Source organism: Streptomyces spororaveus (genome assembly GCF_016755875.1).
Taxonomy (GTDB): Bacteria; Actinomycetota; Actinomycetes; order Streptomycetales; family Streptomycetaceae; genus Streptomyces; species Streptomyces spororaveus.
In genome coordinates this window covers 39,516-61,099 of record NZ_BNED01000003.1, presented here as the reverse complement: position 1 = coordinate 61,099, position 21,584 = coordinate 39,516, and the positions used below count along the sequence as shown (strand labels likewise).

Below are 21,584 nucleotides of genomic sequence, written 5' to 3'. Positions count from 1 at the left end.
GCTTCTCCGATTGTCTACTTGAGCACTTCGTAGTCTATTGTCCACTCCCGCTTCTCGAGCATCTTCTGGAACTTCTTGTTCACCTTGAGGCTCTCCACCATGTCCGCAATGTGCGTGTCGTACTTGTCGCCGTACAACTCCCGGATCTCGTCGATGTCCATCTTCATCGCGAGGTCCCACCGACCGGCGTCGATCAGCGCACGCTGGTCGGCCCGCCACTTGATGGACTCCGCGCTCGATCCGGTGCTCGTCACCCCGCGGTGGTCGTCGTACTCCATCCGGATCGCCGGGCCCATGCCGGCGCCGCCGCCGTCCTTGTTGGTCTTGAAGCCGGGCTCGTCCAGGTGCGCGTACGCATTCTTCGCCGGAATGTGGTTGACCTCCATATTGGTCTCCGTGCGCCGCGTACCGTCCTCGTTCTTCAGGTTGGCCGGGCTGAGACCGCTGTACCAGCCGCCGTGCTCCGTACAGCCCTTGGCGATGAGGCCCTCGGGGTCGGACCAGCGGTAGGGATTGACCACGAACGCGACGGGGTTCGCGGCCGCGCCCAGGCCCAGCGGGTCAGGACTGGCGTAGCGGGCCGTCTGCGGGTCGTAGTGCCGGTGGAGGTTGTAGTACAAGCCCGTCTCGGCGTCGTCGTACTGACCCGGCAGCCGCAGCGGCGTGTAGGCGGCCGCGTTGCGGTTCCAGGTCGTCGCGCCCCACACGGTGGACCGGGCGTGCCAGGCGATCCGGCCGTCCTCGTCCACCAGCTCGCTCGGCGCGCCCGCCAGGTCGGTGATGATCGCGAAGAACCTGGCGTCGATGTCCCGGTCGGCTGCCCCTTCCACGGCTGCCCCCTCCACGGCCGGCGCGCTCTGCGGCGCGCGCAGTCGCCGTTCCCACTGCGCCAGCGGGCGGTACCCGTCGTACTCCCACGTGGTGACCGTGGAGTGCGCGGTGTCGACCTGCTCGGCGAGACGGGTGCCGTCCCAGACGAAGTGCACCGAGTGCACGGCGGTGCGGTCGTCCTGCGCCATGCGGTGCTTGGCGGTCCGGCGGCCCAGCGGGTCGTAGTCGTAGCGCCACAGGACCCCGTCCGGCGTCCGGCATGAGGTCATGCGGTTCTCCGCGTCCCAGGTGTAGCGCCACGCCTCCTTGCGGCCCGACAGGGTCGTCCGGTGCCGCGCCACGGTGCGCCCCGCCGCGTCGTACTCGCACCGGATGCCCCCCGCGCCCATCAGCCGCGTCCCCCGATACGTGCGCTCGCCGCGCCCCTCGGCGCGGTGCGCGCGGTCCGGCCAGTCGGCCGCGGTCTGGTTGCCGGCCAAGTCGTACGCGTAGGACTCCTGCCAGTCCGCCGCGGTGACCCGCAGTGGGCGACCGACCGGATCCATCTCGAAGTTGAGCGTCACACCACCGAGTTCATCGGTGAGCCGGTCGAGGTGGCCGTCCGCACGGTAGCCGTAGGAGTGGGACCGCAGCGTCCGGTCGCCCGCGGTCACCTTGCGGGTGGCGAGCCGGCCCGCGGTGTCCCAGGTGGAACCGATGACGAGCGGCCGGTCCTCCCTCCCGACGCTGCGGGTCAGCTCCCGGCCCCGGCCGTCCCGTTCGAAGCCGATGCGGTGGCCGCCCACCAGGAGCGCCTCGCGCCGCCCCGCAGTGTCGTAGGAGGCCCGGGAGACGGTCCCGCCCGGCGTGGTGCGTGCAACGACCCGGCCCGTGGCGTCGTAGGCGTAGCGCATGGTGCGCCCGTTCACCGTCTCCGCGAGGATCCGGCCGAGCTGATCGCGTTCGACGGTGACGGAGCAGACGGCGGCCCCGGCGGCAGATGCAGACGAGGATGCCGAGGCCGACGTCGAGAGGGCGGACACGAGCTGTCCCGACGTGTCGTAACCGAAGCGGGTCGACACGTCGCCCACCTGCTTGCGCGTGACACGGCCGCAGGCGTCGTACTCACTGGTGAGCACGTCACCGGTCGGGGTCGTGACGGAGACCATCCGCCCCGCACCGTCATAGGCGTAGTCGAGGCCGCGGCCGTCGAAGTCGCTCTCCCGCGTCAGGTTTCCGGCCGCGTCGTAGGTGTAGTCCCAGGTGAGACCCTGCGGGTTGCGGACCTGGACCAGTCGCAGCTCGGTGTCGTGCCGGAACTCGTAGCGGGCGCCGTCGGCACCGGTCCGCGCGGTCAGCAGGTCGAACGGGCCGTACTCGAAGCGGGTCGTGTCGCCCGCCGCGTCCGTGCGCGAAGTGCAGTTGCCCTCGGCGTCCCATGTCCAGCTCTCCGCACCGCCGTCGGGCGCGGTCGTACGCAGCGCCCACCCCTCCGGGCTCCATTGCGTACGGGTCACCGCACCCTGGGGGTCGGTGCCTTCGAGGGGGCGGCCGAAGGGGTCCCGTACGACCGAGAAGGTGTTGCCGAGCGCGTCGGTCAGCGAGAGGGCGAGGCCGGCGGCGTCGCGCGTGAGCCGTTCCACCGCGCCCGACGGGTCGGTACGGCTGATCAGCGCACCGTTCTCGTCGTGGTGGAAGCGGGCCACGGAGCCGTCGGGAGCCACGACGGCCGTCCGGTTGCCGCGTTCGTCGTTCTCCTGGCGCCAGGTGGCGCCGTCGGGTCCAGTCAGCTCCACGAGCAGGTTCAGGTCGTCGTACCGGGCGGTGGACCGGGTGCCGTCGGGGAAGTGCAGGATGGTGAGGTTGTCGTTGTCGTCGTACGTGAAGCGGGCGGTGTGCCCCAGCGGGTCGGTCCGTGCCAGCAGGTTGTCGTAGCCGTCCCACTCCCGCAGCACCGTGTTCCCGAGCGGGTCGGTCTCGGCGACGACCTGGCCGAGGGCGTTGATGCGGTGGGTGGTCACGGCGCCGGTGGAGTCCGCGAACCGCGTGATGCGCAGCTCCGGGTGGCGCGGGTCGGTCGTGTACGAGAACCGGGACGAGAGCATGCCGTCCGGTCCCGTAGTGCGTATGACGCGGCCAGCGGCGTCGTAGGCGTAGGAGTACGCCGCTCCGTGGCGGTCGGTCCACGAGGTGATGCGGCCCGCCGCGTCATAGGCGAAGACCAGAGGGGCGCTGTCGGCGTGGGACACGGTCCGCAGGTTCCCGGTGTCGTCGTAGCCGAAGACGTGGAGCGTCCGAGGCCCGTCGGGTGTGCGCAGAGCGTGCGAGGTGAGGCGTCCGGCGGGGTCGGTGGTGAACTCGACCTGGTATCCGCCATCGTGGGTGGCGGAGAGGGGGCGGCCGTCCGCCTCCCGGCGGAAGTGCACGGCGTTGCCGTTGCGGTCCGTGAGGGAGGTCAGCCAGTGGCACGCGCTGCCGTGGTACGGGTTGCCGGTGAAGGAGCGGGTGAGGCCGGAGTGGCCGTCGGAGATCGCGTACGTCACGTCGCCGAACTCGGTGCGCTCGACGAGGCGCAGCGCGAGCCGGGAGCGGGCCGCGGGAAGGACCTCGTCGCGCTCGTCACGGGGCAGGCGCGGGTAGAAGACCAGCGAGCCGTCCTCGCGGGCCCAGACGCTCCCGCCCGTGCCGTCCACGTCGATGTCGAGGCGCTCGTCGAGGGTGGAGGCCCAGCCGGGGCCGTAGCTGCGTCCGTAGTCGTAACCGGATATGTGGGTGCGGCGCAGGATCAGCGGCAGGACGCCCGGGAGGGCGAGGTCGGTGTGCGCGAGCACCATCTGACCACTGACCACGTCCACCGGGTCGGTGGCGCAGCGGCGCCCGTTGAGGGGTACACCCTTCCCGCGCGGATCGTCCTTGACGTCGCGTGTGGACCGCGGGTCCCGGGCGGAGGGCGGGCTGTCGCTGTCGCCGCCGGAGCCGCCTTTTCCGTTGCCCTTTGCACTCGCGTCGCCGGAGCCGGAGCCATTGCGTTTCAGGCGGTTGAAGTCGTCGTGGAGGGCCTGGTCGTTCTTCTTGTGGTCGGTGGAGATCTGCTTGACCGCTTTGGGAAGGGTGGTGCCGACGTGGTCGCCCATGGCCTTGGTGGCTTTGGTGAGGGCGGTGAGGGCCTTGTCGGCGACGGGGTCGATGGCCTGGGCGATGGAGTCGCGGCCCCGGGTGCGGCCGTGGTGGGACTTGGCCTTGGTGAGTTTGGAGGTGGTCTTGCCGTGGATGCCGGTGCTGACCGTGTTGAGGTGAGTGCCGGCGCGGTCGTGTTCGGAGTGCTCGATGTGCAGGTCGACCAGGCCGGTACCGCCCCCGCCTCCGCCCCCGCCTCCTCCGGCCGAGGCGAGGTGGAGGGATTCCTTGCCGGACTGGACGCCTTCCTTGAAGCCGTCCTTGCCCGCGTTCTTCGCCTGGTCGAGGTCCACGCCGTCCTGGAAGCCGAGGGCCATCGAGCCGAGTTGGACGACGAGGTCGGCGGCCATGCCCTCCAGGGCGGCGACGGCCGGCTCGGTCATGGCCGAGACGATGTAGCCGACGGCCTCCTCCATGCACTCCTTGATGAGGCGCTTGATGACCTCCTGGGTGGCGCGCATGGCACCCGCGCCGATCAGCATCGACAGGCCGCCGGTGACGGGTATGAGGGAGAGCGCGATGCCCGCTTCGGTGGCCAGGTAGCCGAGTTGGACCAGGGCGGCGGACTTCATGGCGACCACGGCGTCGGCGGCCAGGTCCATGGCGCCGGCGATGGTGCGGGCCGCGGAGGCGAGGTCCTTGAAGTGCTTGCCCTTGACCGTGTTCCAGTGCTTGTTCAGGGCCTCGATCGACTCGCCCTTGCTCGCGGAGAGCAGGCGTTCGACGTGGTTGTTCGCGAGCTGGCCGTCGTCCAGGAGGTCCTCGGCGAACTCCCGGAGCGAGTCCGCCATGTCCCGGTAGGCGTCCTCGTCCACGTTCGGCCAGGCCACACCGATCAGATCCAGCAGTGTGTCCGCCCAATCGGGCACCGTGACAGACACGCAACCCCCGCCCTCCGTAGCCGAATTCGCTCAAACAGTCGAACAGTCCTATCATGCGACCGGCCTGACGGGTAATCCGCATTCGCAAACCGCCGGGGTCGGGGTTGAGGCGGACGGCGCAGGCGCCGCGGGTGGGCCGGGGACACAGGGGGAGGTTGGACATGTCGTCGTCTGGCGGGTCTGCTTGATCAGTACGGCGGTGGCGCGGTCCAGGAGGGCGTTCAGCGTGGCGTGTTCGGCGGACCGTGACGATCCCCGAGGTGTTGGCCCTGTTCAAGGCCTCGCGGGTCGGTGGCCGGTACGAGCACTACCGAGTTCCCGCCGACCCCTGATGTCCTGCGTAAGCGCTCGCAGAGGGGTGCGGACGAGATCTGGGAGGGCCGTCCCAAGTGGCGCCATCCCGAGATCCTCCAAGCGGCTCAGAAGGGAGCGGAGTTCGAGAGGTGCGCCCTGGACATGAACGCGGCGAACTTGTCGACGTTCAAGTCTGGCTCCGATCGGCCAGCTCCGCGAGACCACCAGCGGCGTCCACGATCGGAAGAAGTCCGGCGTCCGCCTCATCACCTCGACAGCCCGGCCGGCCGTGAGGCCTTGGCCGGGCAGGGCGTCACAGCCCGCACGGTGCGTTCCTGGATGCGCGGGAAGGCCACCCCGTCCCCGGCGTCCAGGGAGCGGATTGACGCGGCGTACTGGTGGCGCCGGCGGGAGAACCTGATCCGCTCCCGCTGGCTGGTCCGCCACCCCGACAACAACGGCCGCGGCAGCCGCATGGAGATCTACCCCGTCGACCAGAGCCACGTCGACGCCAAGTACGCCCGCCCCCTCAGCGACCGCTCCATCACCGTCCGGTACATCTGGCCCGACCTGGTCAGCGCATGGGCCGCCCGGGACGAGGCGATGGTGGACGAGATCTGGGACGACGTCATCACCGACCTCGACTCCGACTATGCCGCCTACGCGTACGTCTCGTCCGTCGGCATCGGAGCCTGATCCCCTCTCCTGCCTCGGACTGCGCGTGCGCGGCGTGCGGTGTCGGAGGAGGGACTGCGCGGCGGGCGCTGGCATTGAGGTCAGGTCGGTCGAAGACGGCACCTACTTGGGCCAGGACGGCCTGCGCGGGCGGGGTCTGGTTGCCGCCGAGGTCTCCCGGCAGCAGGAGAACGCCGACTGGGAGGCCGCCCCCGCGACGGCAATCCCCGCCGCGAGAGCAGGGGGAGGCTGTCCTCAGTACCCTTCTAGTCGCTGTACGGCCCGCTGGGCGCCCCGCAGCGCGTTGCCGCCCCTCAGTGAGCCTGTTCCATATCCCGGTTTTCGAGGCGTCCGGGGCTCTAGCCTGTAGTGGTGTCCGAGGGTTCCGGGCGTCCCGGAGTGCGGGTGTGTGGAGGCTGCGGTGGCCGGTTGAGGCCAGCCGCGCGGCCGGACGCAGTGTTCTGCTCGACGGCGTGTCGTGCCAGGTCATGGCGGCGGGATCGTCGGTTGCGGCGCCGGGTGATGGCGGAGTTGAACGGGTCAGGGCGGGTGGCGTGTCCCGAGTGCGGGACGGTCTGGGTGGCCGGGGTGGATCGGCGTTCGGACGCTGTTTTCTGTTCGCGGCGGTGCGTCATGAGGGCCTGGCGGTCGCGGAACGAATCGTTCGGAGAACGGTCACAGTGACCTCTCCACGAACGCATCCGAATCGGACCTTCGATCAGATTCCGGCTCTTTCCAGTCATCCATTGTGATCTTCGGCAGGTGGGTTCGACTCTCGGTCACGCAGTGGGCCGCGTCTTGTCACGGCCGAGGGGCCGTGCCCCGGCCCGTTCAGGGTGGTGAGAACCATGCCCGAGAAGATCGAGAGTGCCGACAAGGTCGGCAGCGTCAGCGCCCACCGTTACGAGCAGATCGTCGCGGAGCTGCGCAAGATCGTGGAGGCCCAGACCCGGGGTCAGTTCGCGATCGGGGACTACGCCTTGGAGATCGAGCCCATGCGAGAGCAGGGCCCGCAGGACAGGGGCGAGGAGTTGTTCACGGTCAAGGACTCGCTGTTCCGCCTGTCCGACATCGTGTGATGGCTCGGGGTACTTCGCCTTACCGGAGCGGACAGCAGCGCAGAGCGGCGATCTTGGCCCGGTTGGCACACAGTGACCCCGAGCTCCCGCAGCAGGACACCACCCCGGACGAGTCTCCTTGCTCGTACCGGGGTGGTCTGCGAGGGGGGCAACGCCGGGCCTTCGAGCGTCTCCACCCAAACCCGCAGAGAGGGTGTTCGTGGGCCGGTGGTGTGGAGTGGTGGAGGCCGGTGCACGGGGTCGTGCTCATGTTGCCGAAGGCCGTCGCCTATAAGCACAACGGCCGGCGCGTGACCGTGGCGACCCGGGCCGACGTCCTCGTTGTCGATCTCGGAGAAGCAGATGGGTGGCGTCTGCTGCGCGATGTGTGGATCTCCGGTCAGGGTGTCGCCGAGGCCGTGCAGACGTGGGAACCGGGCTGGTCGCCGGTGACCTTCCGCCGTTGGGGCCGGGGCGGCTGGACGGCGACGCGGACACCGGAAGCCGTTCCTGGGTGGCGCATCCTGGCCTCCGTGCTCGGCAGTGAAACGCGCACGCGACACTGTGCATAGCGCAAACCGGTGAGGGAGATACTCCCTCACAAAAGACCGGGACTCCGTTTCCCCGTATGGCCCAAGGAGTTACGGGGTCTCCATCTGAGTTAACGCTATGCGCCGCAGGGTGCGCTTTTTGCGTGCCGATAACAGCCCTTGCGAAAAACCTTTGCCCCTTGCTAAAAGGCCCTTACCCGGTTTTGCGCAAAGCGCGAACAATGGCTTTATGAATCGTACGAAGAGTGCCGCCCGCGGCAGCCGCCTTCGGGACGCCCGCCTCAGGCGGGGTTGGACCGTGAAGGAGGCAGCGGAGCGGGCAGGGGTACCTCCCATGTCGGTCTACGGGGCCGAGTCCGGGAGGCGCCTGCCGACCGCGCTTAACCGCCTCGCCGAGGTGTACAGCATCACGAACAGCGCCGCGCCCGCGGAGATGCCAGCGCGGCCACCAGCAGCACAGGGCCGTCCTCGCATGACGGTCCCCGAGGCGCTGGCCACCGATGACGACGAATCAGAGGTCGTCACCGACTTCGCTACCGGCTACTTCGCCCGCCGGGACCAGGAGCAGCGGCACCGCGAGCGGGAGGCGTCGTACCTGGCACAGCAGGAGGAGCCGGAGCACGGCCCGCGGAAGGTGGCCCCCATCGGCTACCTCATCCCGGAACCACCTCCGCCACCTCCTCCTCCGCAGCCGCGACCGCAGGCGTACCAGCGACTCATCCAGCCGAGGTGACCATGAAGTGCTTCAACCCCTTGCGCCGGCCGCGGCACGCCCCTGCCGAGCCGATCACCGACCTCTCGACTCCTGAGGCCCGCGGCGACTACGCCGAGGCCCTGGCGGCCAAGGAGGCCGACTACCAGTCGAGGCTGGCGCTGGTGGACTTCTCCCGGCCGCCTTCCCCGCCGGTCGTCCGTCGCCGCGGTGACGGTGACCCGCCGCCGACTTTCGCCCTGGCGCGGAAGGCGGCGCGACCCGTACCGCCGCGGGCGTCGGGCCTGCCCGATCTGGTGGACTGACGATGCGACGTACGCGTACGCGAGGCGACCAGCGACGGACCATGCTGCGGGGCGGCCCTGTGTTCATCGACGCCGACCTCCCCGTAGAGGAACCGGAGCCGGAGCCCGTACAAGAAGTTGTGAGCCCCGTTCGGGTGCTGGCTGAGCAGACCCTCGCCAAGCCCCCGCCGAGCTGCCCCAGGGCCCCCTACCGCCCCGAGGGGCCGCCGTCCCGGATGGTCTCCCCGGTGCCGGTGCTCAACGGCTGCGGCACTCCCGTCGCTTGGACGGACGAGCAACCGTGGCGCGAGTGGGAGAGCCGTGTAGGGGCCGCGGCGTACGAGCTGCAACGCGAAGACGAGCGAGACCGGTTGCGCGAGGCCGCGGAGGGACGCGTGGCACAGCCCTGGACGGGCTACGAGGCACACGACCCGCTCGCTAAGACGAACGCCGTCGTCAACCACCTGCGGAACAGACTCACCGCCCAGCAGCGGGCCCAGCGCGGACTCGTCAGGCCCTGGAACAGGACCGCACCGCCGAAGAAGGCGGAAGAGGAACTACCCGAAGCCCAGTGCTCCTTCACCCCTGTCGGCTGGTGGGAGTAACCCGCCGGCCCCTGACTTTCCGTACCCACCGAAAGAGAGCCCCACCATGGCCCGAGCAAGCCTCGGCGATCCGCTCGTACGCGACGAGACCGCACAGACCCCCGTCCCGATTCCCACCCCCACGTGGTACTCCGCCAGTGCTGACGGCGCCGCGGTACAGCCCCCGCTGCGTCCGGTACGCAAGGGCGATCCGCTCCCGGGCGGGTACGCCGCCGAGCGGGAGATCCAACTGTTTTGGCGCATGCCGCCCGGAACCGTCGACGGGTCGATGGCGCCGGGCTCCAAGGGCGTGGATGTGGTCCAGGTTCGCGGCTATCTCGTTTTCGTGGGTTCGCTGCCGATGCCTTCCCCCGGGCCCGCACCCCCACCCCAACACCCCCCGCCCCGGCCCCCGTTCCCGCAGGCCAGTGCCGTCCTCCCCCGCCCGTTGTCGTAGGCTGCGCAAGCGTGACTACCGGAACCGGCGGCATACTCGCCCCACTTGAACCCCAGGACCCCCGCGAGAACGCCGGCTACCGGCTGCTCGCCCGGATCGGCGAAGGCGGCATGGGGACCGTCTACCTCTCGCACACGCGCGGCGGCCAGCCGGTGGCACTGAAGCTCATCCGCCGGGAGTTCGGGCAGGACCCCGACTTCCGGCGCCGTTTCGAGCAGGAAGTGCAGGCCGCCCGCCGGGTGCAGGGCTACCACCTCGTCCCGGTCCTCGACCACGACACCACCGGCGCCACGCCCTGGCTGGCATCGGTGTTCGTGCCGGGGCTGTCGCTGCACGACGCCGTGAGCACCTACGGTCCGCTCCCGCTGGACACCGTCTTCCAGCTGGTCGGCTGCACGGCGCGGGCGCTCGCCTCCATCCACGCGGCGGGGGTCGTGCACCGCGATCTGAAGCCCGCCAACCTCCTGCTCGGCGCGGCCGGTCCGTACGTCATCGACTTCGGGATCGCCCGGGCCGCCGACAGTACGCAGCTCACCCGGACCGGCGGGGTCATCGGCACCCCGCAGTACATGTCCCCCGAACACACGCTGGGCGCCGAGGTCACCACCGCGAGCGACCTGTTCGCGGTCGGGCTCATCGCGGCGGTCGCGGCCACCGGGCGGCACCCGTACGGGGAGGGCGGGGCCACCGCCCTCGGTGTGCGGATCGCCAACACCGACCGGCTGCCTCCGGACCTGAACGGCTACCCGGCGGAGCTGCGGCCGTTGCTGGAGCGCTGCCTGACGGCGGATCCGGCGGAGCGGATCGGTACGGACGAGCTCGCCGCGATGTGCGAACTGTTCGCCGGGCGACCGCTGAACGATTTCGACGGCTGGCTCCCGGAGCCGGTCGGGCTGGAGATCGCCCGACGGGTGCGGGCCGCGGAGAACCCGCCGGTGCCCACGGTCGCGGACGCGGGCGCGGGTACGGGCCGCGCGGGCGTTGGCGCGGGCGGATCGGGTACGGGCGGTACGGGCGCTGGTCCCGCCGGCGCCTTCGGCGGGGTGTACGGGGCGCCGACGGTGGGCGCGCCGCCCCGGCCCGCGGGTCCCCCGCCGGCCGCCGGCCACCCGACGCACCCCCCGGTGCCGGGCCCGGCGCCCGCGCCGGCCCCCGGACCGAAGCGGTTCCGGGGCGTGCTGATCGGGGCCGGCCTCGTACTGGCCGTCCTCGCGGGCGCCGGCGCGGTCCGGCTGCTCGACGGCGGCGGCGCCGCGAAGGACGACGCGAAGCAGGAGGGGCCGGTCGCGCCCGCCTCCTCCGACCAGGCGCAGGTCCAGGCCCCGGCTCCGGCCCCGGTCTCGTCCGGGCCCAAGACCGCGCCCTCGGCCTCCTCCTCGCCGAAGTCCGCGTACACGCCGGTCTTCCAGGACAAGCCCCTGACCCTGCGCGCGCCCTCCTCCAGCACCGGGACCCACGTCGACCTGGACGCCCCGCAGATCTTCCCGAAAGGAGCCATCGGCAAGACCCAGGGCATGGAGCTCACCTACCAGGACTGGGGCGACGCCGATCTGCGCTTCCTGACGGCCATGGGCAAGAGCACCGGCACCACGCCGGAGGAGTGCCGGGACGCCGTCGCCACCAACACCTTGGCCTCCAGGGTGGGCAAGGACGAGCTGAAGGCGGGCAAGACGCTCACGAAGGGGACGGTGCTGTGCACCGTCACCGGTGACAACAACCTGGCGATGCTCCGCATCACCGAGGTCGTGCTCGACACGAGCAAGGGGTCCATCGGCCCCATGCCGGACTACGTCACCGCACTCACCCTCTGGAAGATCGGCTGACGCCGTGGGCCGGGGCTCCCGGGGAAGCCCCGGCCCACGGACGTTGCCCTAGACGCCGGCGCCGGCCCCGGCCCGGCGCCGCGACGCGGCGAAGCCCAGCGCCACGTCGGCCGCCAGGAACACCAGCAGGCTGATCCCGAGCAGCGGTACGAACCAGCCCACGAGGGCCGTCGCGGCGGCCAGCGGCACTCCGCAATTTCCCGCAATCTCGTTGAGGACAGAGCCGTGACCTCCGTAGCGTCGAACGACACCGACGCGACGCACTCAGCACACGGAGGCGGTGCCCATGAGCGCACCCACACCCGCCGGCCTCCAACCGGAAGACCAGCCGCACGCCTTCGGCCAGCCCTCCGCGGCGCTGATCGCTCGCGCCGATCGCGGCTACGCCCGCTTCCTCGCCGTCCAGGCCCCGGCCGCCGACACCGGCGACCACGACCAGGACGACGACGCGGCGGGCGCCCGATGAGCAGCACGCACCTGGTCCTCCACGACCCCGAGGGGCACCTCGACACGGAACTCCCCCTCGACCGGGAGCTCCACAAGGCTCTGGTCAAGGCCGTGCTCGGATGTACCGGGAACCCCAGCCTTCCACCCGCGGACCTCCAACAGATCGCCCTGCTGCTCACCGGCACCGCCCGCGCCGTCGCCGCCGATGTCCGCCGCGCCGCCGACCTGCTGCCCGAAGACCACGCCGCCCGCGCCCTGGCCGACGTCGTCCTCGAGGAAGCGAGCCGCCGCCTGTCCGTCCCGCCGGACGGCACCGCCCGCTGCGCCCAGAACCGGGCCCGGCTCGTCCGCGCCCTGTACGAGCGCCTGGACCGCCTCGCGGGCGTCGCACCCCAGGCCGCCATGGCCCCCTGAGACCACCGCGCACCCGACCGGGACCGGATCCCTTCGGGTGCGCGGTGCACGGCACCACCCCTGGCCCAACCCGGGCCGGGGGAGCACCACTCGACACCGAGAGGGGCACCACCGTGAGCACCGCAACCACCGAACTGGGACGGTTCCTGACCATCACTGGCCAGCGCTTCCACACCGGCCAGTCCGCACCCGAGATGTTCTCCCCGGCCGTCGACAAGGCGTGGCACGAACTGCTCGGCACCCCCGCCTACGAGGCCCTGTGCCTGGAGACCGCCAGCCAGCCGATCCGTCACGTCGCGAACAACGGCCACGGCCCGATCGCCTGGGTCGCCGCCTACGAGGCCGCGTACGGGCCGCTGCCGAAGATCTGGTTCACCGACGCCGACGGCAACCTCGACCAGGGCGCCATCGCCCGCTACCGGGAGACCGGCACCGTGGTCGCGGAGTGGGACTGCGGCCCCGCCGGCGGCGGCGACGGCGACGACGTCGCGCACGACCAGCCGGAGACCGCCAGCCGGTGACCACCGGCCGCACCATCGCAGCGCCCCGGCCCACCGCCGGGGCGCTGCGCCTCGTTGAAGCCGCCACCACCCGGCCGAGATCCGTGGACATCAGCGGCTACGTACGCCAGATGACCGCCCACTGCCCCTACCTCCCCCCGTCGCTCCAGCGGGGCCTGACGACCTGGACGGTCTACCGCGCCGACGGCGACGCCGACGCCGTCCAGGCGGAGCTCTTCCACGCGGGCGCCCAGGCCGCGGAGTGGCTGCGGCCCTTGCTGAACCGGCCGCACGGCGCCCTGCGGTGCGAGAACATCGTCCTGCTGGGCGACGTACCCGGTACCCGGCACCGTGACCTGCTCGCCTGGCCGCACTGGGTGCTGAAACACCTCTACGGCCCGGTCGGGGTGATGTTCGGCAAGTTCTACGCGGGAGAAGGGGAAGTCACCGCGGCCGGCCACCGGATCCCGGCCGCCCCCGCCTCGTTCCTCCCCGTGAGGGCCGCCGTCCGTCGCCGCGACCCACGCTTCCTCGCCGCGACCCCCGACCTGGCCGCCGTGCTCGCCGCGGCCGACGACGACGGCCGCGACGTGTTCGAGCACATCCCCACCGACTGGACGGAGATCCGCACATGGGCCAGGCGCCTGATCCCCCCGGCAAAGCCGTCGCCCTCCTCACCGGCCACACCGGCGAACCCACCGCGATCCAGCTCCTGAGCGACCGGCGCGGCTCCCGGGCCTGGAAGATCCAGGGCCCCAGGGCGCCGTCGCGCTGAAGGCCAACAACCCCGACGGCGACAACGCCCGCGACAAGGCCGCCGAGATGGCCCAGGAGGACGACCACCTCCGCCACCTCACCGCCGCGAACGCCCTGAGCCCCGACTACCGGGTGCGCGCCGGCACCTGGGACGGCGGCCGGTGGCTGGCCGTCAACTGGATCGACGGTGTACCCCTGTGGCGCGCCCTCGCCCTCGCCCGCGGCCCGGAAGGAGACCGCGCCTCGGTCCGCCCCTGGCTCGCGGGCATCGCCCGCACCTGGACGGAGCACCTCGCCCTCATGCACGCCGCCGGATGGGCCCATGCCGACGTCCAGCCCACCAACACCCTCGTCACGCCCGGCGGCCACGCCGCAGTCATCGACTACGCCCTCGCCTGCGGCCCCGACGACGTCCACCGCCGCGTCCCGTACCGCGGCGCCCTCACCCACACCACCGCCCCCGAAGTCGCCACCGCCGTCCTCGCGACCCCGGCCGACACACACGTCCAGGCGCAGCCGGCCGCCGACATCTGGAGCCTGGGCGCTTCCCTGTTCTGGTGCTGGACCGGCCACCGCCCCGTCGCTTACGACGACGACCTCGACCGGCTGGACAAGCTCGCCGTCATCGCCAAGGGCACCACCACCACACTGCGCGACGTCCGGCCCTGGCCGTTCCCCGAATTCGAAGGCGCCATCACCGCCTGCCTCGCCCCCCGCCCCGCCGACCGCCCCACCGCGAAGGAGCTGACCGCCGCATGGTGACCCTGCGCGCCCTGACCCTCGACGACGCCCCCGCCCTCACCCGTATCTACAGCGGCGCCTCCATCCGGCACACCACCGGCAAGCCCCTCACCCTCGACCAGGCCCACGAGAAGGTCCGCGCAGCCCTGGCCCGAGCCGCCGAAACCCCGCGGGCCCAGTGGAGCTGGGGCATCGTCACCGAGGACGAGCTGATCGGCCTGATCGCGCTGCGGCGACGAACGGCGTCCATGGGCACCATCAGCTACATCCTCCGCGAAGACAGCTGGGGCCACGGCTACGCCACCCACGCCGCCAACCACGTGGTCTCCACCGCCTTCACCACCGCCGGCCTCAACCGCCTGGAGGTCATGCACCACCCCGACAACCCCGCCTCCGGACGAGTCCTGATCAAAGCCGGGTTCACCCATATCGGTACGTCTGACTGGCACACCGAAGACGGAACCACTGTGCCGTACGAGGCGTACGCGCTGCAGAAGATGTAGGGCAACCCAGCACTCTCGTTCTCGTCTCTGCAGGCACCCCTAGGCACCACCAGGAGGAACCAGTGTCATACCCGCATCTGCTCACCCCCGAGGAGAAGCTCGCCGACGTGAAGAAGCTGTTGAGTCTCCCGCGTATCGTCGTGATCTGCGGCTCCACCCGCTTTATGACCGAGATGAACGAGGCCGATCTGCAGGAGACCAAAGCCGGAAGGATCGTCGTCAAACCAGGCATCGACATGAAGTCGCCGCGCGCGCTCTGGTCCTCTCCTGCAGAGGCAGAGGCGCTGAAGGTTCGACTCGACGATCTGCACCGGGCGAAGATCCGGCTCGCTGATGAGGTGCTCGTTGTGAATGTGCGCCCGAGTTCCCCCGCACGCGGTGTCCGTGGGCACCTCCCCAGTGGCCCTGCGTTGTGCATCGATAGGTCCCTGTCACCTCTACGGGTGAAGAGTGAGGGAACCTCGTAATTTGTGAGCTTTCTTCTAGCAGCCTGAGATTCCCTACGTTTCGGGAAGTTGAGGGGGCGGGATGTCGCTCGCAGTCGTTGCACCAATCCGATCTCGACCGCTGCTGCAGTCACCGCAAGACGTCGCGGACTTCGAGCAGGACCTGCTGTCGGAGTTTGTGCTCGCACGGGCGGCGGCCGGACTCGCCGACGAGACGATCTCCGGCGACGTGGACGCCCTGATGGAGATCCGAGGATGGTTCGGCGGCCCGCTCTGGGAGCTGGTTCCCACCGACCTCGACCGCTTCTTCGGCGAGGACCAGCGCCGACTGGCCACGCTGACGAAGGTGCGCAAGGCGCAGGCGCTGGCCACGTACTTCGAGTTCCTGGAGGTGCGGCACCAGGCCGACATCCACGCTGCCACCGGAGTGCTGGTGCAGTGCCCGGTGGACGAGATCAACCGTCCCCGTGGCAATACCAACATGCGGGTGCGGATCCCGCCGCCGGCCGCGGACGTCGACCGGCTCTTCGCCGGCTGGCGCGACGACCTGCACGCGGCTCGGAAGTACGCGCCGACCGTCCGCAACTACACCGCATGTCGCCTGGCCAGCCTCATCGGCCCGCGGGTCTCGGAACTGTGTCTGCTCGAAGTTCACGACATCCGCTGGGACTTGGGCACCTTCGGCAAGGTACTGCTGCGCGGTAAGGGCAGTCGCGGCCAGAAGAAGGAGCGCCTGGTCCCGCTCATCAACGGCTCCCGCGAGCTCCTCGAATGGTGGCTCCAGGGACCGCGGTGGGAGTTCGACGACCAGCTCGATGAGCCAGGCGCACCACTGTTTCCGTCCGAGCGCCGCGACACCGGCGGGCGCTGCAAGCGCGTGAGCACCAGCGCGATCCGGGGCGGCATGGCGGAGGCAGTGCAGCATCACCTCCCCCGCTGGACCGGCCGTGCCACCCCGCACGCGTTGCGGCACTTCGCCGCGTCGGATCTGTACGCGCAGGGGATGAACGTCGTCGCCGTCCAGGAGCTGCTCGGCCATCGCTGGATCAACACCACGATGATCTACGTCCACGTCAACAAGACCCACATCGAGGATGCCTGGATTTCCGCCGGACAGCGGTGGACGTCCCGGTTCACCGGTTAGCCCTGGACAGGAGCCCTTATGAAGTGGAACCTGCGGCTGGCCGCCGCGCAACGCGACATCTGGAAGTCATCGCAGCTGCAGGCGATGCTCGCCGACGCCGGCCTGGTGATCAGCGCCGGGAAGATGTCCAACCTGTGGTCCGGGCAGCCGGTCACGATCCGCCTGGACGACCTCGACATCATCTGCGAGGTCCTTGGCTGCGAACCCAACGACCTCATGGTCCGAGAACCGGAGAAGGCCCGCGCTCAGCGACCTGCGAGCACTCCCGCCCGTGCGGCGGTCGCGGGCGAGCGCCCTAGGCTCGAACGCAGGGTCGGCCGGACGGAACCACCGCTGTGAGCCACCTGCGTCCCCGATCGTGCAAGCAGTGCGGCGAGAAGATCGCGGAGTACGGCCGGGCCCGCTGCTTCAGCTGCCTGCATCCCAACCTTCCGCCTCCAAACTGCAAGGCCTGCGGCAGCGACGCCCACTACGCCGGCGGCTTCTGCCGCCGATGCCATCCCCGCGTGCCGTCCCCGGACAGCTGCAGCGACTGCCTTGCCTGGGGCCTCTGGCGCCGCCACGGCCGCTGCGCGGCCTGCACCTCCCTACGCAACCGCGGCCACCAGACCGGCACCTGCGCGACTTGCCGCCGCACCGTGCCGCTCTTCAAACAGGGGATGTGCCGACTGTGCCGCTGCCAAGCTCTCGCAGTTCCGCGCACATGGCAGCGCCCGGACTGGTCCACCGCGGCCAACACCGGGCAGCAGCTGTTCCTCGCCGATCTGGTCCGGCGGGTGCACCTTGCCGCCGCCGCTCGACCGCAAGGATACGGAGCCCCCGCGGCGCACCAGCAGCCCGACATCGCCTTCTGGGCGACACCCCGGTGGCGCCAGGAGCCGCTGTTCATCGCAGCTCGGGACATGTCGCGCGTCACCGTGACCGACGTCACGCCGATCGATTCAGCCTTCACCGCCTACGTCGCCACACAGGCCGATGCCAGCGCCGAGACCCAAGGCTGGTCACCAGCCTTGCGCGAGCGCGTCCAGAAGAGCCTGTACCTACTGACCGCTGTGCACGGTCCGCACGAGACGATCAAGGCCAGCACCGTTGCCTCGCTGCCGCGTCAGCAAAACCGACGTGCCGTCATCCGGGTCACCGAAGTCCTTGCCCACCTCGCTCTCCTCGACGACGACCGCATCGACCCCCTCGACGCGTGGATCCACCGCCGACTGGCCAGCGTGCACCCGGAGATCCGCGAAGAAGCCCTCGTGTGGATCCGCATCGTCCGTCACGGCGGACCTCGCCGCCGTCCCCGCTCGACTACCACGGTCCGAAACCAGGCCAACTCCGCGATCCCGTTCCTTCTTGCCTGCTCGCAGCGCTACCGCACCCTCCGCCAGGTCAGCCGTGCCGACGTCACCGAGTGGCTCGCCCAATGCGCGGCACCGCACACCGAAGCCGTCGCGCTGCGCGACATGTTCAAGACCCTCAAGAGCGAACGGCTGTTGTTCGCCAACCCCGCACGCGGCGTGAGCCTGGGATCCCGGCCCAGCTCGGTGCCCATGCCGCTGAGCCCCGAAACGATCCAGCGTCTGACCGCAGCCGCCGAAACCAACCCCGCCCTGAAGCTGCTGATCGCCCTCGTCGGCATCCATGCGCTCTACCCGCACCAGGCCCGAGCGCTGCCCCTGACCGCCATCGACTTCACCCGCGGCTGGCTCACGCTCGGCGACATCGATCACCCTCTCGACGCCTTCACCCAGCAGGCCGCCGTCGACTACATCCACCTCCGGCACCAGCGCTGGCCACATACCCGCAACCCTCACCTGTTCATCAGCTCGCAGACCGCGCACACCCGCGCCCCGGTCACGACCGGCTGGATGCAGCCTCTGCTGCGCGGCCTCCCGGTCACCGCCCAGCAACTTCGCGAGGACCGGATCCTCGAAGAGGCCGCCGTCACCGGCGCTGACCCGCAGCACTTATGCGCGGTGTTCAACATCACTCCGGAGACCGGACTCCGCTACACCCGCTTCTTCCACCCCGACCCCACGGACAGCGCCGACGCATCCGGCTGGGTAACTGGATAGGTCTGTGGGGTGGTGGTGATGAGCGATCCCGACGCCGCGGACCAGCGCGACCCGCGCGGGACAGGGGAGGATTCCAGAACGGACTTCGTTCAGGGGTGGACCAGCAGGCCCACCGTGCCGAACGCGTAGGAGGAGCCGTAGTGCTCGTCGCCCCGGAAGGTAGCGACGTAGCCATTGGTCAGCGTGCCGGCGCTGGCCGTGCCCAGGCGGAGGGGGCCGGTGCATGCGGCCTCGCCCTCGGCGTTGGTGACGCCCCGGCAGATCTCGCTGCCGTCGGGCGTGGTGAACTCCACGCGCTTGCCGACCAGGGGCTTGCCTGTCTCCGCGTCGTACAGAAAGGCCCTGGCGCCGATGGACGGCGGGAAGAGGTTGGCGTTCGCGTTCTCGGCGGAAATCCGTGTCGCGTGCGGTTCGCGGGGGCCGGGCTGACCGTGGGCCGAGGCAGCTTGCGAGCAGGCCAGGACTGCAGTGGCGGCAAGGACCGTGGCGCCGAACCAGGATCGTACGGACATGCAGTCTCCATTCAAGAGGTGTGATCCGGAAGCAGAATGATCTGCTCCCCATACGGGTCGACTAACGGTGTGGCGGAGCGGAGGTTATGGGGTGATCGGCCTGCGAAGCCTGGCATGCGCCAATGCCAACTGGACAACCGCGACGGCGCTGCAGATCGAGGCGTACCTCGTCGGGCCCACGGCCGCGCCGAAAACGCGGAGCGTCGTCGGCACGTCCGGACCGCCGGGCTGACGACGGCGCTCAGCCGTTCAGCGCCCAGCCCGCACTCACTTCTGGGAACCCAGTAATGGCACCGGACCCGCGACGGCCGCGACATTTGCCCCGCCTGCTGGATGAAAGAACGACGATGATCGCCAACCGACACGCGACTCGCGCCCAGGTTCGGGGCGCCGAGTGCTCAGTATTCGCGAACTCAGGCGCTTTCGTCGGCGACTACATCGGAGACAGCACCCCAGCCGAAATCGCCTACGCCCGGTCGCTGGGTAAGCCCGTGCGGTTCACGCACCCCGAAGTCGACTCCGACGCCTGACCACCCACCCCCACACCCTCCGCATGCACCTCGCTGCGCGGTCTGGTCGCATTCCTGGCGAGCGAATCGGTCGAGTGCCTTGAGTACATGGGCGCGTGTTGTGTCGCTGCCCAGATGGCCTGCGTTGCCGACGATGGTCAGCTCGGCATCGGGCCAGGCGCGGGCGAGTTCCCATGCGGTGTCGAGCGGGCCGGCCAGGTCGAGTCTGCCGTGGACCAGCACGCCCGGGATGCCGGCCAGCCGGTGTGCGTCGCGCAGGAGTGTGCCTTCTTCCAGCCAGGCGCCGTGGGAGAAGTAGTGGGAGCAGATGCGGACCAGGGCCAGTTGCGCGGTCGGCGGGCGGTCGCCGTAGGGGTTGGAGGTGCCGTTCGTTTCCCCGGACAGGACTGCGTCCTCCCAGGCGCACCAGTCGGCTGTGGCCTTCTCTCGTACTGCGGGGTCGGGATGTTCCATCAGGCGGGCGTAGGCCGCGACGATGTCACCGTCACGCGGTGTGCCGCCAGCTCCCGCTAGGAAGCGTTCCCACTGCTCGGGGAAGAACCGGCTCGCCCCGCGGTAGAGCCAGTCGATCTCGGAGCGCCGGGTGGTGGTGACGGCGGGGATGACGATCTGCGACACCCGCTCCGGGTACGTCTCGGCGTAGGCCAGGATCAGGGTGGAGCCCCACGAGCCGCCGTACAGCAGCCAGCGGTCGATACCCAGGTGCTCCCGCAGCCGCTCCATGTCGGCGATCAGGTGCTGGGTGGTGTTGTGCCGCATGTCGGTCGTGGGTTCGCTCGCGTTGGGGGTGCTGCGGCCACAGCCGCGCTGGTCGAACAGGACGACCCGGTAGCGGTCCGGGTCGAAGTACTGGCGTGCCCCGGTCCCGCATCCTGATCCTGGACCGCCGTGGACGACGAGTGCGGGCTTGCCGTCCGGGTTGCCGCAGACCTCCCAGTACACGAGGTTGCCGTCGCCGACGTCGAGCATCCCCTTCTCGTACGGCTCGACCGGTGGGTACAGCTCGCTCATTTTTCGGATCTCCTGGCAGCTAAATGTGGACAAGGCCTTGTGGTAGACAACACGGCCGAGGTGACTCCGGCACCTGCACGATCGGCGGGGCTGGGCTCTCGGCCAGTGCCTACTGACACGCCTCATGTGGCTGACCACTGACAGCTCGTGCCGCTAGCCACTGACGTTCTGGTGTCGTCCGTCAGAGGAACGGGCCGCAGCCCCGGCAATCCATATCCCCAAGATCCACAGGGACGCCCCTGTCATGAACGGCTCAGGAACAGGTACTGGCGAAGTGTCGGCGTCGGAGGGCTGACGCTTCGAAGGGGGGGTAGCTGGTTCTGGTCGTGATGGAAGACGGGTTTGCTGACAGCCAGCAGAGGCGGTGCGGCCGCTGGTTCATCCGGTGCGGCAGGCGGGCCGACTGCGGGCTCGACCGTGGGCCGGGCCGCGGGGGGAGGTTCGGCAGGGGCCCGGCCGCGGCCGGGGCTTGGGGGCGCTCCTCTCCGGACGCCGTGGCGGGCTGGCGGGGTTGTTACGGACGAGGGCCAGACGATCCTGTTCTTCAAAGTCTTCCTCCGCGGTTCCAGGCCAGGAAGGGACCGAGGCCGGGACGAGCTGATCGAGCGGGCCGGCGGAAATGCATCGTCGTCGGTGTCCAAGCGCACCACCCCCGTGGTGGCGGGCGAGAAGGCCGGCTCCAAGCGAACCAAGGCCGAAGAACCGGGCATCCGCATCCTCGGCCCCGAGGAATTCGCCGTCCTCGTCGCCGACCTCCTCCCCACCACCTAGCTTGGTTGTCGGTGCGGTCGCGCATGCTAGGAGTTCGCCCGGCGTGAAGGAGGACCGTGACTCGGGGTATCGGTATGCGGCAGAGAACGGGATGGAGAAAGGGGCAAGTAGCTGCTGGGGAGACTTCCTGATGAAGCAGCACACCTCGTGCGGTCGCCGACGAGCTCGGTGTGATTGAGCGGTCGGTGGCAGCCCGTCGACCTGGACAGGGTGTTCCTCTCGCCCCGCCCTCCCAAAAAGGCAACTGAACGAAAACACCCACCTCGGCCGATAAAGTCGCAGCTCAGAAAGTGTCGACCCCGCGCCCGCGGGGATGGTCCGACGAACACCTCCGCCGCGCCCGGGGCGACGAGGTGTCGACCCCGCGCCCGCAGGGATGGTCCGGCGCTACAGATGACCACGGATGCGCTGCGTGGGTCGACCCCGCGCCTGCG

The 21,584-nt window shown here is 70.2% G+C and carries 21 protein-coding genes and 3 pseudogenes; 20 read left to right on the top strand and 4 right to left on the bottom strand.

From position 1 onward, the window contains the following. Positions 1-14 precede the first annotated feature (14 nt). Positions 15-4,868: an RHS repeat-associated core domain-containing protein gene (locus tag Sspor_RS01405; protein ID WP_202197333.1), complete on the bottom strand. Its 4,854-nt coding sequence runs from the start codon at positions 4,866-4,868 to the stop codon at positions 15-17. Between the two features lie 633 nt (positions 4,869-5,501). Here Sspor_RS01405 and Sspor_RS01400 point away from each other — a divergent pair. The 9 genes and pseudogenes from Sspor_RS01400 to Sspor_RS01365 all read left to right on the top strand — a co-directional run bounded on the left by Sspor_RS01400 (position 5,502) and on the right by Sspor_RS01365 (position 11,306). After that, the gene (locus Sspor_RS01400; RefSeq protein ID WP_202197332.1) at positions 5,502-5,858 is read left to right on the top strand and encodes a hypothetical protein; all 357 of its coding nucleotides are present in this window, start codon (positions 5,502-5,504) and stop codon (positions 5,856-5,858) included. Between the two features lie 827 nt (positions 5,859-6,685). Next, a pseudogene (locus Sspor_RS01395) lies at positions 6,686-6,907 on the top strand (DUF6192 family protein); the annotation flags it as partial. 239 nt (positions 6,908-7,146) lie between these two features. After that, positions 7,147-7,467 carry a hypothetical protein gene (locus tag Sspor_RS01390; protein ID WP_202197330.1) on the top strand — a complete coding sequence of 107 codons (321 nt, stop codon included), beginning with the start codon at positions 7,147-7,149 and terminating at the stop codon, positions 7,465-7,467. Positions 7,468-7,564: 97 nt separating this feature from the next. After that, positions 7,565-7,837: pseudogene (locus Sspor_RS41435) on the top strand (helix-turn-helix domain-containing protein); the annotation flags it as partial. Between the two features lie 81 nt (positions 7,838-7,918). Then, positions 7,919-8,179, top strand: coding sequence for a hypothetical protein (locus Sspor_RS40150; RefSeq protein ID WP_237403589.1), 261 nt, complete (start codon positions 7,919-7,921; stop codon positions 8,177-8,179). Next, positions 8,176-8,463: a hypothetical protein gene (locus Sspor_RS01380; RefSeq protein ID WP_202197328.1), complete on the top strand. Its 288-nt coding sequence runs from the start codon at positions 8,176-8,178 to the stop codon at positions 8,461-8,463. Before Sspor_RS40150 ends, Sspor_RS01380 begins: the two co-directional genes overlap by 4 nt. A 134-nt stretch (positions 8,464-8,597) precedes the next feature. Continuing rightward, a complete protein-coding gene (locus Sspor_RS01375; RefSeq protein WP_202197327.1) occupies positions 8,598-9,047 on the top strand; it encodes a hypothetical protein in 450 nt (149 codons plus the stop codon). 46 nt (positions 9,048-9,093) lie between these two features. Next, on the top strand, positions 9,094-9,483 hold the full coding sequence (locus Sspor_RS01370; RefSeq protein WP_202197326.1) for a hypothetical protein: 390 nt from the start codon (positions 9,094-9,096) through the stop codon (positions 9,481-9,483). Between the two features lie 11 nt (positions 9,484-9,494). Further along, positions 9,495-11,306: a serine/threonine-protein kinase gene (locus Sspor_RS01365; protein WP_237403588.1), complete on the top strand. Its 1,812-nt coding sequence runs from the start codon at positions 9,495-9,497 to the stop codon at positions 11,304-11,306. Positions 11,307-11,354: 48 nt separating this feature from the next. Here Sspor_RS01365 and Sspor_RS01360 read toward each other — a convergent pair whose 3' ends face one another. After that, positions 11,355-11,495, bottom strand: a complete 141-nt coding sequence (locus Sspor_RS01360; protein ID WP_266820704.1) for a hypothetical protein — start codon at positions 11,493-11,495, stop codon at positions 11,355-11,357. Between the two features lie 97 nt (positions 11,496-11,592). Here Sspor_RS01360 and Sspor_RS01355 point away from each other — a divergent pair, with 97 nt between their 5' ends. The 10 genes from Sspor_RS01355 (at position 11,593) to Sspor_RS01310 (ending at position 18,326) form a co-directional block, all read left to right on the top strand. Next, on the top strand, positions 11,593-11,772 hold the full coding sequence (locus Sspor_RS01355; RefSeq protein WP_202197325.1) for a hypothetical protein: 180 nt from the start codon (positions 11,593-11,595) through the stop codon (positions 11,770-11,772). After that, positions 11,769-12,167, top strand: coding sequence for a DUF6415 family natural product biosynthesis protein (locus Sspor_RS01350; protein WP_202197324.1), 399 nt, complete (start codon positions 11,769-11,771; stop codon positions 12,165-12,167). The genes Sspor_RS01355 and Sspor_RS01350 overlap by 4 nt, the downstream gene beginning before the upstream one ends. A 113-nt stretch (positions 12,168-12,280) precedes the next feature. Continuing rightward, on the top strand, positions 12,281-12,688 hold the full coding sequence (locus Sspor_RS01345) for a hypothetical protein (RefSeq protein ID WP_202197323.1): 408 nt from the start codon (positions 12,281-12,283) through the stop codon (positions 12,686-12,688). Continuing rightward, positions 12,685-13,383: a DUF6875 domain-containing protein gene (locus Sspor_RS01340; protein WP_202197322.1), complete on the top strand. Its 699-nt coding sequence runs from the start codon at positions 12,685-12,687 to the stop codon at positions 13,381-13,383. Before Sspor_RS01345 ends, Sspor_RS01340 begins: the two co-directional genes overlap by 4 nt. Positions 13,384-13,489: 106 nt before the next feature. Further along, a complete protein-coding gene (locus Sspor_RS01335) occupies positions 13,490-14,185 on the top strand; it encodes a protein kinase domain-containing protein (RefSeq protein WP_237403587.1) in 696 nt (231 codons plus the stop codon). Then, entirely contained in the window at positions 14,179-14,667 is a 489-nt protein-coding gene (locus Sspor_RS01330; RefSeq protein ID WP_202197321.1) for a GNAT family N-acetyltransferase, read from the top strand. The genes Sspor_RS01335 and Sspor_RS01330 overlap by 7 nt, the downstream gene beginning before the upstream one ends. A 62-nt stretch (positions 14,668-14,729) precedes the next feature. Continuing rightward, positions 14,730-15,134: a hypothetical protein gene (locus tag Sspor_RS01325; protein ID WP_237403586.1), complete on the top strand. Its 405-nt coding sequence runs from the start codon at positions 14,730-14,732 to the stop codon at positions 15,132-15,134. Positions 15,135-15,195: 61 nt separating this feature from the next. Further along, positions 15,196-16,257 (top strand): tyrosine-type recombinase/integrase, encoded by a 1,062-nt coding sequence (locus Sspor_RS01320; RefSeq protein ID WP_202197320.1) that lies wholly within the window; start codon positions 15,196-15,198, stop codon positions 16,255-16,257. 18 nt (positions 16,258-16,275) lie between these two features. Further along, positions 16,276-16,596 carry a helix-turn-helix domain-containing protein gene (locus Sspor_RS01315; protein WP_202197319.1) on the top strand — a complete coding sequence of 107 codons (321 nt, stop codon included), beginning with the start codon at positions 16,276-16,278 and terminating at the stop codon, positions 16,594-16,596. Next, on the top strand, positions 16,593-18,326 hold the full coding sequence (locus Sspor_RS01310; RefSeq protein WP_202197318.1) for a site-specific integrase: 1,734 nt from the start codon (positions 16,593-16,595) through the stop codon (positions 18,324-18,326). Before Sspor_RS01315 ends, Sspor_RS01310 begins: the two co-directional genes overlap by 4 nt. 89 nt (positions 18,327-18,415) lie before the next feature. On the opposite strand, the gene Sspor_RS01305 is transcribed toward Sspor_RS01310, so the two are convergent. Together Sspor_RS01305 and pip are read right to left on the bottom strand one after the other, a co-directional pair. Further along, entirely contained in the window at positions 18,416-18,838 is a 423-nt protein-coding gene (locus tag Sspor_RS01305) for a hypothetical protein (RefSeq protein WP_202197317.1), read from the bottom strand. Between the two features lie 413 nt (positions 18,839-19,251). After that, positions 19,252-20,379 (bottom strand): prolyl aminopeptidase, encoded by a 1,128-nt coding sequence (gene pip, locus Sspor_RS01300; protein WP_237403585.1) that lies wholly within the window; start codon positions 20,377-20,379, stop codon positions 19,252-19,254. Positions 20,380-20,970: 591 nt separating this feature from the next. Between pip and Sspor_RS40145 the strand changes: the two are divergent. Next, positions 20,971-21,150: pseudogene (locus Sspor_RS40145) on the top strand (BRCT domain-containing protein); the annotation flags it as partial. Positions 21,151-21,584 lie beyond the last annotated feature (434 nt).

Excerpts from the sequence above, each read along its gene's own strand:
- Sspor_RS01400 (WP_202197332.1), top strand. The coding sequence starts at position 5,502 with ATGCGCGGGAAGGCCACCCCGTCCCCGGCGTCCAGGGAGCGGATTGAC.
- Sspor_RS40150 (WP_237403589.1), top strand. The coding sequence starts at position 7,919 with ATGACGGTCCCCGAGGCGCTGGCCACCGATGACGACGAATCAGAGGTC.
- Sspor_RS01370 (WP_202197326.1), top strand. The coding sequence starts at position 9,094 with ATGGCCCGAGCAAGCCTCGGCGATCCGCTCGTACGCGACGAGACCGCA.
- Sspor_RS01355 (WP_202197325.1), top strand. The coding sequence starts at position 11,593 with ATGAGCGCACCCACACCCGCCGGCCTCCAACCGGAAGACCAGCCGCAC.
- Sspor_RS01350 (WP_202197324.1), top strand. The coding sequence starts at position 11,769 with ATGAGCAGCACGCACCTGGTCCTCCACGACCCCGAGGGGCACCTCGAC.
- Sspor_RS01335 (WP_237403587.1), top strand. The coding sequence starts at position 13,490 with ATGGCCCAGGAGGACGACCACCTCCGCCACCTCACCGCCGCGAACGCC.
- Sspor_RS01330 (WP_202197321.1), top strand. The coding sequence starts at position 14,179 with ATGGTGACCCTGCGCGCCCTGACCCTCGACGACGCCCCCGCCCTCACC.
- Sspor_RS01320 (WP_202197320.1), top strand. The coding sequence starts at position 15,196 with ATGTCGCTCGCAGTCGTTGCACCAATCCGATCTCGACCGCTGCTGCAG.
- Sspor_RS01315 (WP_202197319.1), top strand. The coding sequence starts at position 16,276 with ATGAAGTGGAACCTGCGGCTGGCCGCCGCGCAACGCGACATCTGGAAG.
- Sspor_RS01305 (WP_202197317.1), bottom strand. The coding sequence starts at position 18,838 with ATGTCCGTACGATCCTGGTTCGGCGCCACGGTCCTTGCCGCCACTGCA.
- pip (WP_237403585.1), bottom strand. The coding sequence starts at position 20,379 with ATGAGCGAGCTGTACCCACCGGTCGAGCCGTACGAGAAGGGGATGCTC.